We start from the raw sequence: 16,872 nt of genomic DNA on the forward strand, positions 1-16,872 counted from the left end.
ACAAGAAAACGGAGCTCAACCTACGTTTTCACCCGTCCGCAGGCAATCCGGGTTCACCGCGTGCGCCGGGCTTCCTCGGGTTGGTCATGGTCAGGTGGGGCTTGCCGCTCGCCGCGCTGTGCACGGTGACCCCAAGCCCGGTCTGGAGTGGGCGCTGCCGGCGCGCCCTTACCCTTGAGGCATGACCAGCAGCAGTGACCGGGCCGGAGCAGTGGACGAAGTGGGCGTTACCCGAAGCTACGAGATCCGCACCTACGGGTGTCAGATGAACGTTCACGACTCCGAGCGATTGGCCGGTCTGCTGGAGGACGCGGGTTACGTGCGCGCCCCCGAAGGAGCCGACGACGCCGACGTCGTCGTCTTCAACACCTGCGCCGTGCGTGAGAACGCCGACAACAAGCTCTACGGCAACCTCGGCCACCTGGCGCCCAAGAAGGCCGCCCACCCCGGCATGCAGATCGCGGTCGGCGGCTGTCTGGCACAGAAGGACCGCGACACCATCGTGAAGAAGGCGCCCTGGGTGGACGTCGTCTTCGGCACGCACAACATCGGCAAGCTGCCGGTCCTGCTGGAACGCGCACGCGTGCAGGAGGAGGCGCAGGTCGAGATCGCCGAGTCGCTTGAGGCGTTCCCCTCCACACTGCCGACGCGGCGCGAGAGCGCGTACGCGGCCTGGGTCTCCATCTCCGTGGGCTGCAACAACACCTGCACCTTCTGCATCGTCCCGGCCCTGCGCGGCAAGGAGAAGGACCGCCGCGCCGGCGACATCCTCGCCGAGATCGAGACCCTGGTCGCCGAGGGGGTCTCCGAGATCACGCTGCTCGGGCAGAACGTCAACGCGTACGGCTCCGACATCGGCGACCGCGAGGCCTTCAGCAAGCTGCTGCGCGCCTGCGGGAAGATCGAGGGCCTGGAGCGCGTCCGCTTCACCTCCCCGCACCCGCGCGACTTCACCGACGACGTCATCGCCGCCATGGCCGAGACGCCGAACGTGATGCCGCAGCTGCACATGCCGCTCCAGTCCGGCTCGGACACGGTCCTGAAGGCCATGCGCCGCTCCTACCGCCAGGAGCGCTACCTCGGGATCATCGAGAAGGTCCGGGCGGCCATCCCGCACGCGGCGATCAGCACGGACATCATCGTGGGCTTCCCCGGCGAGACCGAGGAGGACTTCGAGCAGACGCTGCACGTGGTGCGCGAGGCCCGTTTCGCCCAGGCCTTCACCTTCCAGTACTCCAAGCGCCCGGGCACCCCGGCCGCCGAGATGGACGGCCAGATCCCCAAGAAGGTCGTCCAGGAGCGCTACGAGCGTCTGGTCGCCCTCCAGGAGGAGATCTCCTGGGAGGAGAACAAGAAGCAGGTCGGCCGCACGCTGGAGCTGATGGTCGCCGAGGGCGAGGGCCGCAAGGACGACACCACCCACCGCCTGTCCGGCCGCGCCCCCGACAACCGCCTGGTCCACTTCACCAAGCCGGACCAGGAGGTCCGCCCCGGCGACGTGGTCACGGTCGAGATCACCTACGCCGCCCCGCACCACCTCCTCGCCGAGGGCCCCGTGCTGGACGTGCGCCGCACGCGCGCGGGCGACGCCTGGGAGAAGCGCGACGCCGAGAAGGCGGGCAAGCAGGCCCAGTCGGCCGGCGTGCTCCTGGGCCTGCCGAAGATCGGTGTCCCCGAGCCGCTGCCGGTGGCGACGACGGGCTGCGGCTGCGACTGAGCCGGGCTGGGGTTGGGGCTGAGTGCGGCTGGGCCGGGCCGCGGCCGGTGCTGATTGCGCCTGAGCCGAAGTGCGGCCGCGGCCGGTGAAATGACGCGACTGGGGCCTGGCTGCCGGTTGGCTCAGGGCCGTGGTTGCCTCCGGCGGCGGCTGAGTCCCCGCTGGGGCGGAGTCGGTCCGGGGCTGGGGCACTCGGCCCGTGTGCTGCCGGGCCGGCGTCCTGTGTCCGGCCGGACTTGTGACCTGCTGCCTTCGTGCCGGGCCGGGCTGCGTCCGGCGCCTGCGGCGAGCACGAGGCCGGGGCCGCCACCTGCGTGCGGGCGGCCCTCGAGGGTTACCCTGCCGATCATGCTTGTCGCCGCCGCTGTCTGCCCCTGCCCGCCCCTCCTGGTGCCCGACGTCGCCGCGGGCGCCGCCCCGGAGCTGGACGCCGCGCGGGCCGCCTGCAGCGACGCGCTGGGCGTGCTCGCCGCGGCCCGGCCCGGTCGGCTCGTGGTCGTCGGGCCGGTGGAGAGCGCCGGGCCCGAGACGTACCCGGAGGGCACGCGGGGCTCGTTCCGCGGGTTCGGCGTCGATCTCGACGTACGGCTGGGACCGGACGAGGGCATGCCCACGGAACAACGGCTGCCGTACTCGCTGGCGGTGGCCGCCTGGCTGCTGGAGCGGACAGGTTGGTCCGACGCCCCGGTCGAGGGACTCGGCGTGGGGGACCGGCTCGCGCCCGAGCGGTGTGCCCGGATCGGGCGGGACCTCGCAGCAGCGGCCGAGCGGGTCGCGCTGTTGGTGATGGGTGACGCCAGCGCCTGCCGGACGCTCAAGGCCCCGGGATATCTGGACGAACGCGCGGCGCCCTTCGACGCGGAGGTCGCACGCGCACTCGGCACGGCGGACGTGGCCGCGCTCATGACGCTGGACACAGGACTGGCGCACGACCTGAAGGCTTCCGGCCGGGCCCCCTGGCAGGTCCTGGCAGGCGCGGCCGAGGGCGTGGACGTCGGCGGATCACTGCTGTACGAGGACGCGCCGTGCGGGGTGGGATACATCGTGGCCACCTGGGCGTAGACCCGGCGGCGGGGCGGCCCCGACGGCGGGCACGGGAAACGGCGGACGGCCGGGAGCCGTCGTGCTCCACGGCCGTCCGCCGATGTGTCCTTCGGTGTGCCGGTGTGTGTTCAGGACCTTCTGCGTCGATGTGCGCTCAGGAAGTGGGCGGTGGTGCGTCCGGCGGCGGGGTGCCTCCGGCGTCCCGCGGCGGCGCCGCACGGCCCGTATCCGGCGGCGTGGTGCCACCCGCACCCGGCGGCGTGGTGCCGCCCGCGCCGGGCGGCGGTGGCGTGCCGCCCGCGTCCGGTCCGCTGTCGCCCTGGTGCGCGAGTCGGTCCATGGCGCCCTTGGCCTTGCCCGTGCCCGACCGGATCCTGTCGCTGTACTTGCCCTTGGTCCGCTTGTCGACGACCTGCGCGGCCTTGTCGAGGCCGTGCTGGATCTTGTCCTCGTGCCGCTGCGCGAGGTCCGAGACCTTGCCCTTGGCCGGGCCCAGCTTGGCCTTCACATTGTCCAGGAGACCCATGGTTCACCTTCCCTCGCGCGGGGCGGTCACGTACGGGCGCCCTCGCCGGCCTCGTTGTCGGCCGCCTTGTCGGTGGACTGCTGCTTCGGGATGTCGACGCCTTCGCTCTCGGTGGCCTCGGCCGCCTCAGCCGCCGGCTCGGCCGCTTCCGCTGGTCCGTCAGCCCCCTTCACCGCTGCCTCTGCCCCCGCCGTTTCCTCCGCCTCGGTCCCGGCCGTCGCCTTGTCGGCCTGAGCCTCGGCAGCAGGCGTCTCCTCCGTGGCCTTGGACCGCCGGAGAAGTCGTGCAAAAACGCCCATATCCACTCCATACGTTACTCGTGCGGGCGAAATCCCGCGTCGCCCGGTGCGTCGGTTTGCGCGACCCGGGCCACCGCCATGGCGATCCGGCGGCAGGAACCTCGCAACGGGCAACGACCCCGGGGTCGTGGCGTCACGTAACTCGTTCGAGAGCGGGGTTCGAGGTTTGCGAGACTGGGTCGGTGAGCAGTGCACCCCCCGCCCCCCGCGTCATCGCCGTCGTCGGACCAACTGCGGCCGGAAAGTCCGATCTGGGCGTCTTCCTGGCCCAGCGTCTCGGCGGTGAGGTCGTCAACGCCGACTCCATGCAGCTCTACCGAGGGATGGACATCGGCACCGCCAAGCTGACGCCCGAGGAGCGCGGCGGCGTCCCCCACCACCTCCTGGACATCTGGGACGTGACCGTCACGGCGTCCGTCGCCGAGTACCAGCGCCTGGCCCGCGAGCGGATCGAGGCCCTGCTCGCCGAAGGCCGCTGGCCGATCCTGGTCGGCGGCTCCGGACTGTATGTGCGCGGGGCCGTCGACAACCTGGAGTTCCCCGGCACCGACCCCGAGGTCCGCGCCCGCCTGGAGGAGGAACTCACGCTGCGCGGCTCCGGCGCGCTGCACGCCCGGCTGGCCGCCGCCGACCCCGAGGCCGCGCGGGCGATCCTGCCGAGCAACGGCCGCCGGGTCGTCCGGGCCCTGGAGGTGATCGAGATCACCGGCAGGCCCTTCACCGCCAATCTCCCCGGCCACGACTCCGTGTACGACACGATCCAGATCGGCGTCGACGTGGCCCGGCCCGAGCTGGACGAGCGCATTGCGCGCCGGGTCGACCGGATGTGGGAGGCCGGCCTCGTGGACGAGGTGCGCGCACTCGAAGCGCAGGGGTTGCGCGAGGGGCGTACTGCCTCACGCGCGCTCGGCTACCAGCAGGTGCTCGCGGCGCTCGCCGGGGAGTGCACGCTGGAGGACGCGCGGGTCGAAACCGTGCGTGCCACCAAGCGTTTCGCGCGCCGTCAGGATTCATGGTTCAGGCGCGATCCCCGGGTGCACTGGTTGAGTGGGGCTGCGGCCGATCTCACAGAACTTCCGCAGCTCGCGCTGTCTTTGGTCGAACGACCGGTTACAGCCTGATCACGTCATGGCATCGGGACGCCCAGGCCGTCATCCGGGCTTGCGACGGCGTGCCATCATCGAGCTTCGATCGACCGAGCTGAGTCCTAGTTGGGAGGGCGCGTGGCGATGGAGGCCGGCCCTCGCGACACCGCACAAGGCACCGATCACATCACCGCCGACCGGGATGAACCGGAGCGCCGGGATGAACCGGAACGCCGGAACGACCCGGAGCTCGGGGACGGACCGGACCAGGAGTCGGACCGTCTCAGCTCCGACGGGCCCGACGAGACGCAGGGCGTGACGGACGACGGCCCCGAGCCCGAGGAGATGTTCGCGGGCGAGGTCGAGGTCGAGCTGCGCCCGCAGCGCCGGCTGCGCATCTGGCAGCTCGCGCCCATCGTGAGCCTGGCCGCGCTCGGCTCCCTGATGTTCGCGTTCCCGCTCGCCTTCGACTTCGGCGACAGCGGGGCCGTGATCGCCATGCTCGGGCTGCTGATCTGCTCGTGCGCGGCCGGCTGGGGCATGACGGCCGCCCGCCGCGTGGGCCACACCTGGCCGGGCCTGCCGGCCCGGGGTTCCGGCCGCAGACCGGACTGGCGGGTCGTACTCGCGTACGCCGTCATGGTGGCTGCGGTAGTAGTGCTGGCCGTGTGGCGAGTGGCAAGGCTCCGCTAGAGCGCCGCATGCTGGAGCGCCCCGAAGGGGCGCGGGGAACTGCGCGACAAGCCACGACGCACCCGCACACCGCGAAGCATCCGCACACCCATGACTGCTCCGCACGGCCCTCCCCGCGGAGCAGACCGTACGATCGAGGAATGAGCACGCGGATCGCCTTCCTCAAGGGTCACGGCACCGAGAACGACTTCGTGATCGTCCCGGACCCCGAGAACGCCATCGACCTGCCCCCGGCCGCCGTCGCGATCCTCTGCGACCGCCGCGCGGGCATCGGCGGTGACGGACTGCTGCACGTGGTGCGGTCCGCCGCGCACCCCGAGGCCCGGCACATGGCGCCCGAGGCGGAGTGGTTCATGGACTACCGCAACGGCGACGGCTCGATCGCGGAGATGTGCGGCAACGGCGTGCGGGTCTTCGCGCGCTACCTCCAGCGCGCCGGACATGTCACCGAAGGAGACCTCGCGGTCGCCACGCGCGGGGGCGTGAAGACCGTGCACATCGCCAAGGACGGTGACGTCACCGTGGGCATGGGCAAGGCGGTGCTCCCCGAGGGCGACGTCACGGTGAGCGTCGGCGAGCGCAGCTGGCCCGCGCGGAACGTGAACATGGGCAACCCGCACGCGGTCGCCTTCGTGGACGACCTGTCCCACGCCGGTGACCTGCTCTCCCCGCCGCCCTTCAGCCCGGCAGCCGCCTACCCGGACGGTGTGAACGTCGAGTTCGTGGTCGACCGCGGCCCCGGGCACGTCGCGCTCCGCGTGCACGAGCGCGGCTCCGGCGAGACCCGCTCCTGCGGCACGGGCGCGTGCGCGGTCGCCGTGGCCACCGCCCGCCGCGACGGGGCCGACCCGACGGCCACCGGCACCCCGGCGACGTACACCGTGGACGTGCCCGGCGGCACCCTGGTGATCACCGAGCGGCCCGACGGCGAGATCGAGATGACGGGCCCTGCCGTGATCGTGGCCGAGGGCGAGATCGACGCGGAGTGGCTGGAAGCGGCCGCGGCGGCATGAGCGGGATCCGACCGGCCTGAAACACCCACGCGCTGTCGGCCACTCGACCCGAAACAGCCGTCGGTAACCGGCCACTTGGCGTGAAAGAGACCGTCGAGGTCATGACGTACGAGGGCACAAACCTCACATTCGTCCCTCGAATGGGTGATCAGTTTCACGCTCGGCGAGAGGCGGTCAGTCGGGCGTGGTGGGCTCGGTAGCATCAAGCACCGGCCCGGACGGGGGACCGAAGCCGCCCCGTGAGCCGTGTCCGCCCTGGGGCACCCCGTCCGCCGGTCCACGCAGCCGGAGGTGCCCATGAGTGCGGAGGCCACGAATTCCGTGACCCCAGGCCCGATGCCGGGCGCGGTGTCAGGACCGGTGACGCCGACAGCCCCGCGCAGAAAGGCCCGCCCCCGGATCGACCTGCGCCGCCTCGGCAGAGCCGCGCTGCTCGGCCCCGCCGCCCGCGACCGGCTGCCCGACGCCATCAGCCACGTCGTCGACGCCCACCGCGCCCACCACCCCGACGCGGACCTCGAACCCCTGCGCCGCGCCTACGTCCTGGCGGAGTCCTCGCACCGCGGCCAGATGCGCAAGAGCGGCGAGCCGTACATCACGCACCCGCTCGCCGTGACCCTGATCCTCGCCGAACTCGGCGCCGAGACCACGACGTTGACCGCGTCCCTGCTCCACGACACCGTCGAGGACACGGACGTGACGCTCGACCAGGTCGGCGAGCAGTTCGGCGAGGAGGTCCGCTACCTCGTCGACGGCGTCACCAAACTGGAGAAGGTCGACTACGGCGCCGCCGCCGAGCCCGAGACCTTCCGCAAGATGCTCGTCGCCACCGGCAACGACGTCCGCGTCATGTCGATCAAACTCGCCGACCGGCTGCACAACATGCGCACGCTCGGCGTCATGCGCCCCGAGAAACAGGAGCGCATCGCCAAGGTGACACATGACGTGCTGATCCCGCTCGCCGAACGGCTCGGCGTCCAGGCGCTCAAGACCGAACTGGAAGACCTCGTCTTCGCGATCCTGCGCCCCGAGGAGTACGAGCACACAAGGGAGTTGATCGTCCGCAACGCCGCCCGCGCGGACGACCCGCTCGCCGAGGTCGCCGACGAGGTGCGCACCGTGCTGCGCGAGGCGGACATCCCGGCCGAAGTCCTCATCCGGCCCCGCCACTTCGTCTCCGTGCACCGCGTCTCCCGCAAACGCGGCCGGCTCCGCGGCTCCGACTTCGGCCGCCTGCTGGTGCTGGTGAACGAGGACGCCGACTGCTACGGCGTCCTGGGCGAACTCCACACCTGCATGACGCCGGTCGTCTCGGAGTTCAAGGACTTCATCGCCGTACCGAAGTTCAACCTGTACCAGTCACTGCACACGGCGGTCGCCCGCGAGGACGGCCAGGTCGTCGAAGTCCTCATCCGCACGCACCAGATGCACAAGGTCGCCGAGGCCGGAGTCGTCGCGCTCGGCAACCCGTACGCGCCGGCCTCCGACGACCCGGCCGACGGCGAGCGCGTCGATCCCACCCGCCCCGGCTGGCTCTCCCGGCTCCTCGACTGGCAGGAGGCGGCACCCGACCCGGACCACTTCTGGTCGACTCTGCGCGAGGACCTCGCCCAGGACCGCGAGATCACCGTCTTCCGGCCCGACGGCGGCACGCTCGGCCTGCCCGAGGGGGCGACCTGCGTGGACGCCGCGTACGCGCAGTACGGCGAGGACGCGCACGCCTGCATCGGCGCACGTGTCAACGGCCGACTGGCCACGCTGAGCACCGTGTTGAAGGACGGCGACACCGTCCAGCTCCTCATGGGCCAGGACCCGGCGTCCGAGCCCTCCCGGGAGTGGCTGGAGCACGCGCACACGCCCGCGGCCCGGATCGCCATCCAGCGCTGGCTGGCCGCCCACCCGGCGCAGGCCGAGGCGCAGCGGGCCGAGGCCCAGGAGAACCGGCAGCCCGAGGGGAACCGGCAGTCCGGGGAGCGGGCTGTGGCTCCCCGACCCACGACCGCCGACGCGTCCGACGCATCCGACCCGGACGGACCGGCTCCCGAGCAGGCGGCCGTCCGCCCCGCCACCGGCAACGTCCTCACCGACCGGCCCGGCGCGACCGTCCGGCTCGCCGGCTGCTGCACACCCGTACGGCCCGACGAGATCACCGGCTTCGCGGTACGCGGGGGAGCGGTCACCGTGCACCGCGCCGAGTGCGCCGCGGTGGCCCGTATGAAGGACGGGGGGCGCACGGAGGTCGGCGTGCGCTGGGGCGAGGCCACCGAGTGCCGGGTCACGCTGGTCGCCGAATCGTTCGTCCGTCCGCATCTGCTCGCCGACCTCACGGAGGCCATGGCCCTCGAAGGCGCCGAGATCGTCTCCGCGACCGTCGAACCCCCGACCCAGCAGCAGGTCCGTCACACCTACACCGTGCAGCTCCCGGACGCGGCCCACCTGCCCGCCCTCATGCGCGCCATGCGCAATGTGGCCGGGGTGTACGACGTCACCCGGGCACAGCCACAGACACAGGGCGGCTGAGCCGCCGGGACGCCGGCGACCGGACACGGGACGGCACCCGGCGCAGGCACCGGTACCCGGTTCGGGTGGGCCGGACGCGCGCCGCCCCCGTCGCGCACACGCGCGCTGATAGCCGTGAGGCATGCGCCTCACCGCCCCCCGCACCCGAACCCGTTCCCGTCGTCGGCGAACGTCCGCGGCGCTGCTCGCCTCGGCCGTCTCCGTCTGCCTCGTCGCCGCGAGCGCCCCCGCCGTCCCGCTCGGCGTCGGCGACCGCCTCTTCCCGCACCTGGGCAACCCCGGCTACGACGTCGCGTCGTACGACCTCTCCTTCACCTATCCCGGCAACAACAGCGAGCCGCTGCGGGCCGTGACCACCATCGACGCCTGGACCACCGCCGACCTGGACCGCGTCAACCTGGACTTCGCCCACGGCACGGTCCACTCGGTCGAGGTCGACGGCGACCCCGCCACCTTCGGCACCGCCGGCGAGGACCTGGTGATCACGCCCGAGGACTCGGTGTCGGACGGCAACTGGATGCGGATCACCGTGTGGCACACCAGTGACCCCGTGCCCGCGAAGGGGCGCGAGGGCGGCTGGGTGCGCACCGCGGACGGCCTCGCGATGGCCAACCAGGCCGACGCCGCGCACCTGGTGTTCCCGTGCAACGACCACCCCTCCGACAAGGCGATGTTCACCATCCGGGTCACCGCGCCCGACGGTCACACGGCCGTCGCCAACGGCCTGTCCGCCGGGGTGGACGAGTCCGGCGGGTCGACCACCTGGACGTACCGCACCCAGCACCCCATGGCCACCGAGCTCGCCCAGGTCTCCATCGGCCGCTCCACCGTGCTGCACCGCACCGGCCCGCACGGACTGCCCGTACGGGACGTCGTCCCGACCAGGCACCGCAAGGCGCTCGAACCCTGGCTGGAGAAGACTCCGGAGCAGATCGCCTGGATGGAGAGCAAGGTCGGCCGCTACCCCTTCGAGACGTACGGCCTGCTCATGGCCGACGCCTCCACCGGCTTCGAACTGGAGACCCAGACGCTCTCCCTCTTCGAACGGGAGCTGTTCACCGAGCCCGTCTACCCCGCGTGGTACGTCGAGGCGATCATGGTCCACGAGCTGGCGCACCAGTGGTTCGGCAACAGCGTCGGCCCCCGCACCTGGTCCGACCTGTGGCTCAACGAGGGACACGCCACCTGGTACGAGGCGCTGTACGCCGAGGAGCGGGCCGGCAAGTCGATGCGGGACCGTATGAAGGCCGCGTACGGCGCCTCCGACCGCTGGCGCGCGGCCGGTGGCCCACCCGCCGCCCCGAAGGCCCCCGAGCCGGGCCGCAAGACCGGCATCTTCCGGCCCAACGTCTACGACGGGGCCGCGCTCGTCCTGTACGCCCTGCGCCAGGAGATCGGCCGCCCGGCCTTCGAGCGCCTGGAACGCGCCTGGGTCGGCCGGTACCAGGACGGCACCGCGACGACGGAGGACTTCGTCCGGCTGGCCGCCGAGATCTCCGGGCGCGACCTGGACGGCTTCTTCCAGGGCTGGCTGTACGGGGAGAAGACCCCGCCGATGCCGGGCCACCCGGACTGGAAGCCGGCCGCGCAAGAGAAGCCCGCCGCGCCCGCGAATCGTGCCGCACCAGCGAAGGCGGCTGGGCCCGCGAATCCTGCCGCCCCGGCGAAAGCGGCCGCACCGGCGAAACCTGCTCCACCCGCGAAGGCCGCCGCTCGATAACACGGTGACGAGACGCCCCGTGCCGTGCGACCATCTTCAGGTCGGCGCGGCACGAGCGCCGGGAATCTCCCGGAGTGCTCGCGCGTTATGCCGGGTGACGGAAAGCTCACAGCGCTCCGTCGCCGTAAACGGTTTCCCAGCTACGTAAGGATCCAATGACCTCCTCTTCTTCCCCTTCCCAGGACACCAAGCGCTTCGCGCACAGCCACCCCGAGGGTCTTCGGGCCGATGCCCTGATGGAAGAGGACGTCGCCTGGAGCCACGAGATCGACGGAGAGCGGGACGGCGACCAGTTCGACCGCTCCGAGCGCGCGGCTCTGCGCCGTGTGGCGGGCCTCTCCACCGAGCTCGAGGACGTCACCGAGGTCGAGTACCGCCAGCTCCGCCTGGAGCGGGTCGTGCTCGTCGGCGTCTGGACCACGGGAACCGTGCAGGACGCGGACAACTCCCTCGCGGAGCTCGCCGCCCTCGCGGAAACGGCCGGCGCGCTGGTGCTCGACGGTGTGATCCAGCGCCGCGACAAGCCCGACGCGGCCACCTACATCGGCTCCGGCAAGGCCGAGGAGCTGCGCGACATCGTCCTCGAATCGGGCGCGGACACCGTCATCTGCGACGGTGAGCTCAGCCCCGGCCAGCTGATCCACCTCGAGGACGTCGTCAAGGTCAAGGTCATCGACCGTACGGCGTTGATCCTGGACATCTTCGCCCAGCACGCCAAGTCCCGAGAGGGCAAGGCGCAGGTCGCGCTCGCGCAGATGCAGTACATGCTGCCGAGGCTGCGCGGCTGGGGTCAGTCGCTGTCCCGGCAAATGGGCGGCGGCAAGGGCGGCGGCCTCGCCACCCGTGGTCCCGGTGAGACCAAGATCGAGACGGACCGGCGGCGGATCCGCGAGAAGATGGCGAAGATGCGCCGGGAGATCGCGGACATGAAGACCGGCCGCGAGATCAAGCGCCAGGAGCGCAAGCGCCACAAGGTGCCCTCGGTCGCCATCGCGGGCTACACCAACGCCGGCAAGTCCTCGCTGCTCAACCGCCTCACGGGTGCGGGCGTGCTGGTCGAGAACGCCCTCTTCGCGACCCTCGACCCGACCGTGCGCCGGGCCGAGACCCCGAGCGGACGGCTGTACACGCTGGCCGACACGGTCGGCTTTGTCCGCCACCTGCCCCACCACCTGGTCGAGGCGTTCCGCTCCACGATGGAGGAGGTCGGCGAGTCCGACCTGATCCTGCACGTGGTGGACGGTTCGCACCCGAACCCGGAGGAGCAGCTGGCCGCCGTACGCGAGGTGATCAGGGACGTCGGCGCCACCGGCGTACCCGAGATCGTCGTGATCAACAAGGCCGACGCGGCCGACCCGCTGACGCTCCAGCGGCTGCTGCGCGTCGAGAAGCGGTCCATGGCCGTCTCGGCCCGCACCGGCCAGGGCATCGACGAGCTGCTCGCGCTCATCGACAACGAGCTGCCGCGCCCGTCGGTCGAGATCGAGGTGCTCGTGCCGTACACGCACGGCAAGCTCGTCGCCCGTGCTCACGACGAGGGCGAGATCCTCTCCGAGGAGCACACCCCGGAGGGCACCCTGCTCAAGGTGCGGGTGCACGAGGAACTGGCGGCGGAGCTCGCGCCGTACGTCCCGGCGCCGGCGCTCTGACGGTTCGACCTTGATGTGAGAAGGCCCGCTCCCTGTCCGCCGGGAGCGGGCCTTCAGCATGTCCCGGTCAGCGACCGCCGTACGTCTTGCTCATGTTCTGGTAGAGCGCCTCGGCATCGCGGCCCAGCTGCGGGCCGGCCAGCCAGCTGTTGTCGGCCGGGCCGATCGAGGTGTTGGACACCAGCACGGACTTGCCGTTCAGCACCCGGAACCAGCCGCCGCCCGACGAACCGCCGGTCATGGTGCAGCCGATGCGGTACATCGTCGGCAGGCTCGGGCTGAGCGAGAACCGGCCCGGGACGTCGACGCACTTGAACATCTTCAGGCCGTTGTAGGGCGGCGCCGCCGGGTAGCCCCAGGCGCCCATTTTGGCGGCCTCGGCCGCGGACGGCGCGGAGAAGTCCACGTCCAGCGCGGCACCGACCGTCTCCTCCAGGGACTTGGCACCCTGCTCGGGCCTCACGTGCAGCACGGCGTAGTCGTACGCGGCCCCGTCACCGCCGGTCTCCGAGCCGCCCTGGATCCACTGGTTCGAGGTCGAAGCCCAGTCCGATCACCAGTTGCCGTACGGGGCGACCTTCGTCGGGTTCGCGTTGCTCAGCTCCGCCTCGGACTTGCCGAGGTCGTTGTAGGCCGGGACGAACACGAGGTTGCGGAACCAACCGCCGTTGCCGCCGGCATGCAGGCAGTGGCCCGCCGTCCACACCAGGTTGGACTTGCCCGGGTGGTTGACGTCCTTGACCACCGTGCCGGAGCAGACGGCCGGGCCGTCGGGGGAGTCGAAGAAGACCTTGCCGACCGGGGCGGCGTTCCGGTGGTACGGCGTCTTCTCGGCCTGCGCCCCGACCGGCGCCGGATCCGGGTCGCTGACGCCCTGGCCGGCCGACGCGTCCTTCGTCGTGACCGTCTTGTCGGCCTCCTTCGCGGACTGCATCCGCTCCGGCTTCCACAGGCCCTCGATCACCGGATTGACGAAGTCCTTGGCGTCACTGAGCCACTTGTCCTTGTCCCAGTTCTTCCAGCCGCCGTCCTTCCACTGGTCGACGTCGATCCCGTGCTCCTTCAGCTTGCCCGCGAGGTCGGCCGGGATCTTGACCTTTCCGCCGGCGTCCGCCTCCTGCGAGGTCGTGGCGCCGGGCTTGTCGCTCGCCGAGTCCGCCGAACCTTCACAGGCGGTCGCGGTGAGCGTCAGGGCGGCGACGAGCCCGGTGGCGGCCAGAACGGTGCGCCGCCCGCGCCTCGGTGCCGCGGGCGTACGTGTGGAACACATGGTGCGATGACCGCCGTTGGTGCATACCCGTGTGCTGCTGCGTGTGCATGTCACACCTGGCGCCGGAGCCCCCGGCGCGACACCCCATTACGCCCATGGAGTTGAGGGGCGTGCCGGGGTGGGGCGGTGAAGGTTTCCGTGAGTCCACGGGCCAATGCGCCAGGGGGCACCGGTAGGTACGGTCACGGGCACGCGGCACCCCCCACCGCCGACGTGTTCAGCGGAATGTCACCGTCCCGCGAACTTCTCGCTGACCGAGTCGTACACGCCCTTGGCCACCTCGCCCAGGCGCGGACCGGCCAGCCAACCCGACTTCACCGGGCCGATCGAGGTGTTGGACACCAGCGCCGGCTTGCCGTCCGAGCCCGTCGCGACCCAGCCGCCACCGGAGGAACCGCCGGTCATCGTGCAGCCGATGCGGTACATCGTCGGGTCCGACGCGGTGACCGACAGCCGGCCCGGCTGGTCCTGGCACCGGTACAGCTTCTGCCCGTCGTACGGCGCCGCGGCCGGGTAGCCGATCGCCGTGACGCTCTTCACCTTCGGTACGGCGGGAGCCTTGAAGTCGACCGGCAACGCCGAACCGACCGTCTCCTCCAGCGACCTGCCGCCGCTGCCCTTCTCCGGCGTCACATGGATGACCGCGAAGTCGTAGGGCGCGCCGTCCCCGCCCGTCGAGCCGCCCTGCTCGATCCACTGGTCCGAGGTCTGCGCCCAGTCACCCCACCAGACGCCGTAGGGAGCGACGTCCTCCTTGGTGGCGTTCTCCAGTTCCGCGACCGGCTTGCCGTCGTCGTTGTACGACGGCACGAACGCGATGTTGCGGTACCAGCCGCCCTTCTTGCCCGCGTGCACGCAGTGGCCCGCCGTCCACACGAGGTTGGACTTGCCCGGGTGGGCCGGGTCCTTCACCACCGTCGCCGAGCAGACGGCCGAGCCCTTGGGGGAGTCGAAGAACACCTTCCCGGCCGTGGGCGCGTTGGCGTGGTACGACGGCGGCACCGCCTGCGCCTGGACCGGCTCGGGCGTGGGATCGGTCACGCCCTGGTCACCGGCGAGGTCGCTGTCGTCCACGCCCTGGTCGGGCTCCTCGGCCTCCCGCATGCGGTCCGGGTCCCACAGGCCCTCGATGATCGGGTTGATGTACTCGTTGGCCTCGCGCAGCCAGTCGTCCCGGTCCCAGTTCTTCCAGGCGCCGTTCTTCCACTTGTCGATGTCGATCCCGTGCTCGCGGAGCCGGTCCCTGATGTCGTCCGGGATCCTCAGCTTGCCGTCGTCGGAGACGCCGGCCGACGCGGAGGCCTCACCGCCCGCCGCGGCGTCACCCGACTCGCAGGCGGTGGCGGTCAGCGCGAGCGCCGAGGCGAGGGCAACGGCGGCCAGCACGGGGGAGTTCCTGCGGCGCGCCCTCCCCCCTCGGCTGGCGATGGACGACGGCCGTGTGGATCGCATGATGTGACTCCCCCTGATGTGGAACGAACATGGACGAACCGGTGCCTCGGCCCTGGTTTCCGCCGACTCATGGGGAGTTCAGGCCGAGCTCACGGCGTCCGGGAACGGCACCACACACTATGCGGTGGCTGTGGGGGCGGCCCGACGGAACCGCAACAGTTCCGTCACGGAAAGGATCTTGAGGCAACCCGTAACCCGGTGAGCGGACCGGGGTTGGTAGCGGTGGGGGGCCTGCTGTCCGTGTGCGGTCCTCTGTGCCCGTGCCCGGTGGGAGGTCAGGGAAGTCGTGGCGGAATCCACCCATGCGGGATATGCGTCCGAGGAGGCCGCTGTGGGGCGTATGCCGGTGAGGGCCCTCCCAAGTGCCGTCGACGACACGGCACCGGGAGCGCGCGCCGCGCACGAGGGGATCCTGCGCCGCCAGTCCGCGCGCGAGTCCGCGGCCCGCACCTACGCCCGCGCCCTGCCGATCGTGCCGGTGCGGGCCCGTGGACTGACCATCGAGGGCGCGGACGGCCGCCGTTACCTGGACTGCCTCTCCGGCGCCGGTGCGCTCGCCCTCGGGCACAACCACCCGGTCGTCCTGGAAGCCATCCGCAAGGTCCTCGACTCCGGCGCGCCCCTCAACGTCCTCGACCTCGCCACACCCGTCAGGGACGCCTTCATCACCGAGCTGTTCCGCACCCTGCCCCGAGAGCTCGCCGACCGGGCGCGCGTGCGGTTCTGCGGACCGGCCGGCAGCGACGCCGTGGAGACCGCCTGCGAACTGGTGCGCGCGGCGACCGGCCGGACCGGCCTCATCGCGTTCACCGGCGCCTCCCACGGAAGGACGGCCGGGGCACTCGGCGCGTCCACCGGCGCCCACGGCGTACGAGACGCCCGCCTGCCATACCCGCAGGACTACCGCTGCCCCTTCGGCGTCGGGGGCGATCGCGGGGCCGACCTCGCCGCCCGGTGGACCGAGTCCGTCCTCGACGACCCCGGGCCGGGCGCTGCGCTCCCCGCCGGGATGATCGTCGAGCCCGTCCAGGGCGAGGGCGGGGTGATCCCCGCACCGGACGCCTGGCTGCGGCGCATGCGGCAGCTCACGGCCGACCGGTCCGTCCCGCTGATCGCCGACGAGATCCAGACGGGCGTCGGGCGGACCGGCACCTTCTGGGCCGTGGAGCACAGCGGAGTGACCCCCGACGTGATGGTCCTTTCCAAGGCCATCGGGGGCAGTCTGCCGCTGGCCGTCGTGGTCTACCGCGACGACCTCGACGCCCCGGAACCCGGCGCCCCCGCCGGCACGTTCCGCGGCAACCAACTCGCCATGGCCGCCGGCACGGCGACCCTCACCCACGTCCGGGAAAACCAACTCGCCGAACGCGCGGCGACTCTCGGGGCGCGCATGCTGCGCCAACTCCAGGGGCTGTCGGGGGAGTTTCCGTGCGTGGGCGATGTGCGGGGGAGGGGGCTGATGATCGGGGTGGAATTCGTGGATCCGGAGGGGGCGGGCGGAGGAGCCGGGCGGGTGGTTGAGGCTGCAGGGGAGCCTCTCCCCGCCGCCCCCGAACTGGCGGCCGCGGTCCAGCAGGAGTGCCTGCGGCGCGGCCTCATCGTCGGCCTCGGCGGCCGTCATGCCAGCGTCGTCCGGCTGCTGCCGCCCCTGACGATCACCGACGAACAGGCGGCCGCCGTGCAGGACCGCTTGGCCGACGCTGTCCGAGCGGCGGCTCGCTGCCATGGGGGCGCGGCAGCAGAGCCCTACACGCCGTGAGCCTGTGCAGGACCCCCCGCTCGCAGGCCCCGATCGCACGCCCCGGAACCACCCGACGAGGTACCTGTCTTGAACGCCATCACCCAGCCCGACGACCACGCCACGACGCCGGGACGAGGCTCTGC

At 71.8% G+C, this 16,872-nt stretch carries 12 protein-coding genes and 1 pseudogene; 9 read left to right on the forward strand and 4 right to left on the reverse strand.

The window, feature by feature from the left end:
• Positions 1-181: 181 nt before the first annotated feature.
• Both miaB and PV963_RS33805 read left to right on the forward strand, forming a co-directional pair.
• Positions 182-1,717, forward strand: coding sequence for a tRNA (N6-isopentenyl adenosine(37)-C2)-methylthiotransferase MiaB (gene miaB / locus PV963_RS33800; RefSeq protein ID WP_274820266.1), 1,536 nt, complete (start codon positions 182-184; stop codon positions 1,715-1,717).
• Between the two features lie 348 nt (positions 1,718-2,065).
• Positions 2,066-2,779 carry a class III extradiol dioxygenase subunit B-like domain-containing protein gene (locus PV963_RS33805; RefSeq protein ID WP_274820267.1) on the forward strand — a complete coding sequence of 238 codons (714 nt, stop codon included), beginning with the start codon at positions 2,066-2,068 and terminating at the stop codon, positions 2,777-2,779.
• 136 nt (positions 2,780-2,915) lie between these two features.
• On the opposite strand, the gene PV963_RS33810 is transcribed toward PV963_RS33805, so the two are convergent.
• A complete protein-coding gene (locus PV963_RS33810) occupies positions 2,916-3,287 on the reverse strand; it encodes an antitoxin (protein ID WP_274820268.1) in 372 nt (123 codons plus the stop codon).
• A 26-nt stretch (positions 3,288-3,313) separates the two neighbouring features.
• The gene (locus PV963_RS33815) at positions 3,314-3,586 is read right to left on the reverse strand and encodes a hypothetical protein (protein WP_274820269.1); all 273 of its coding nucleotides are present in this window, start codon (positions 3,584-3,586) and stop codon (positions 3,314-3,316) included.
• A gap of 182 nt (positions 3,587-3,768) precedes the next feature.
• Between PV963_RS33815 and miaA the strand changes: the two genes are divergently transcribed.
• The 6 genes from miaA to hflX all read left to right on the forward strand — a co-directional run bounded on the left by miaA (position 3,769) and on the right by hflX (position 12,266).
• Positions 3,769-4,707: a tRNA (adenosine(37)-N6)-dimethylallyltransferase MiaA gene (gene miaA / locus PV963_RS33820; RefSeq protein ID WP_274820270.1), complete on the forward strand. Its 939-nt coding sequence runs from the start codon at positions 3,769-3,771 to the stop codon at positions 4,705-4,707.
• 108 nt (positions 4,708-4,815) lie between these two features.
• Positions 4,816-5,364, forward strand: a complete 549-nt coding sequence (locus PV963_RS33825) for a hypothetical protein (RefSeq protein ID WP_274822194.1) — start codon at positions 4,816-4,818, stop codon at positions 5,362-5,364.
• Between the two features lie 140 nt (positions 5,365-5,504).
• Positions 5,505-6,377 (forward strand): diaminopimelate epimerase, encoded by an 873-nt coding sequence (gene dapF / locus PV963_RS33830; protein ID WP_274820271.1) that lies wholly within the window; start codon positions 5,505-5,507, stop codon positions 6,375-6,377.
• A gap of 297 nt (positions 6,378-6,674) precedes the next feature.
• The gene (locus tag PV963_RS33835) at positions 6,675-8,897 is read left to right on the forward strand and encodes a RelA/SpoT family protein (protein ID WP_274820272.1); all 2,223 of its coding nucleotides are present in this window, start codon (positions 6,675-6,677) and stop codon (positions 8,895-8,897) included.
• 121 nt (positions 8,898-9,018) lie between these two features.
• Positions 9,019-10,617 (forward strand): M1 family metallopeptidase, encoded by a 1,599-nt coding sequence (locus PV963_RS33840; RefSeq protein WP_274820273.1) that lies wholly within the window; start codon positions 9,019-9,021, stop codon positions 10,615-10,617.
• Between the two features lie 155 nt (positions 10,618-10,772).
• The gene (hflX, locus tag PV963_RS33845) at positions 10,773-12,266 is read left to right on the forward strand and encodes a GTPase HflX (RefSeq protein WP_274820274.1); all 1,494 of its coding nucleotides are present in this window, start codon (positions 10,773-10,775) and stop codon (positions 12,264-12,266) included.
• 67 nt (positions 12,267-12,333) lie between these two features.
• On the opposite strand, the pseudogene PV963_RS33850 reads toward hflX, so the two are convergent.
• Positions 12,334-13,536, reverse strand: a pseudogene (locus PV963_RS33850) (trypsin-like serine peptidase).
• A 228-nt stretch (positions 13,537-13,764) separates the two neighbouring features.
• Positions 13,765-14,988 (reverse strand): trypsin-like serine peptidase, encoded by a 1,224-nt coding sequence (locus tag PV963_RS33855; protein ID WP_274820275.1) that lies wholly within the window; start codon positions 14,986-14,988, stop codon positions 13,765-13,767.
• 340 nt (positions 14,989-15,328) lie between these two features.
• On the opposite strand from PV963_RS33855, the gene PV963_RS33860 reads away from it, so the two are divergent.
• A complete protein-coding gene (locus tag PV963_RS33860; protein WP_274822195.1) occupies positions 15,329-16,747 on the forward strand; it encodes a diaminobutyrate--2-oxoglutarate transaminase family protein in 1,419 nt (472 codons plus the stop codon).
• The last annotated feature ends 125 nt before the right edge of the window (positions 16,748-16,872 follow it).

Source organism: Streptomyces coeruleorubidus, from assembly GCF_028885415.1.
Lineage (GTDB): Bacteria > Actinomycetota > Actinomycetes > Streptomycetales > Streptomycetaceae > Streptomyces > Streptomyces coeruleorubidus_A.

What these genes read in the sequence shown, in the direction of transcription:
- miaB (WP_274820266.1), top strand. Translation starts at nt 182, where the DNA reads ATGACCAGCAGCAGTGACCGGGCCGGAGCAGTGGACGAAGTGGGCGTT.
- PV963_RS33805 (WP_274820267.1), top strand. Translation starts at nt 2,066, where the DNA reads ATGCTTGTCGCCGCCGCTGTCTGCCCCTGCCCGCCCCTCCTGGTGCCC.
- PV963_RS33810 (WP_274820268.1), bottom strand. Translation starts at nt 3,287, where the DNA reads ATGGGTCTCCTGGACAATGTGAAGGCCAAGCTGGGCCCGGCCAAGGGC.
- PV963_RS33815 (WP_274820269.1), bottom strand. Translation starts at nt 3,586, where the DNA reads ATGGGCGTTTTTGCACGACTTCTCCGGCGGTCCAAGGCCACGGAGGAG.
- PV963_RS33825 (WP_274822194.1), top strand. Translation starts at nt 4,816, where the DNA reads ATGGAGGCCGGCCCTCGCGACACCGCACAAGGCACCGATCACATCACC.
- dapF (WP_274820271.1), top strand. Translation starts at nt 5,505, where the DNA reads ATGAGCACGCGGATCGCCTTCCTCAAGGGTCACGGCACCGAGAACGAC.
- PV963_RS33835 (WP_274820272.1), top strand. Translation starts at nt 6,675, where the DNA reads ATGAGTGCGGAGGCCACGAATTCCGTGACCCCAGGCCCGATGCCGGGC.
- PV963_RS33840 (WP_274820273.1), top strand. Translation starts at nt 9,019, where the DNA reads ATGCGCCTCACCGCCCCCCGCACCCGAACCCGTTCCCGTCGTCGGCGA.
- hflX (WP_274820274.1), top strand. Translation starts at nt 10,773, where the DNA reads ATGACCTCCTCTTCTTCCCCTTCCCAGGACACCAAGCGCTTCGCGCAC.
- PV963_RS33855 (WP_274820275.1), bottom strand. Translation starts at nt 14,988, where the DNA reads ATGCGATCCACACGGCCGTCGTCCATCGCCAGCCGAGGGGGGAGGGCG.
- PV963_RS33860 (WP_274822195.1), top strand. Translation starts at nt 15,329, where the DNA reads ATGCCGGTGAGGGCCCTCCCAAGTGCCGTCGACGACACGGCACCGGGA.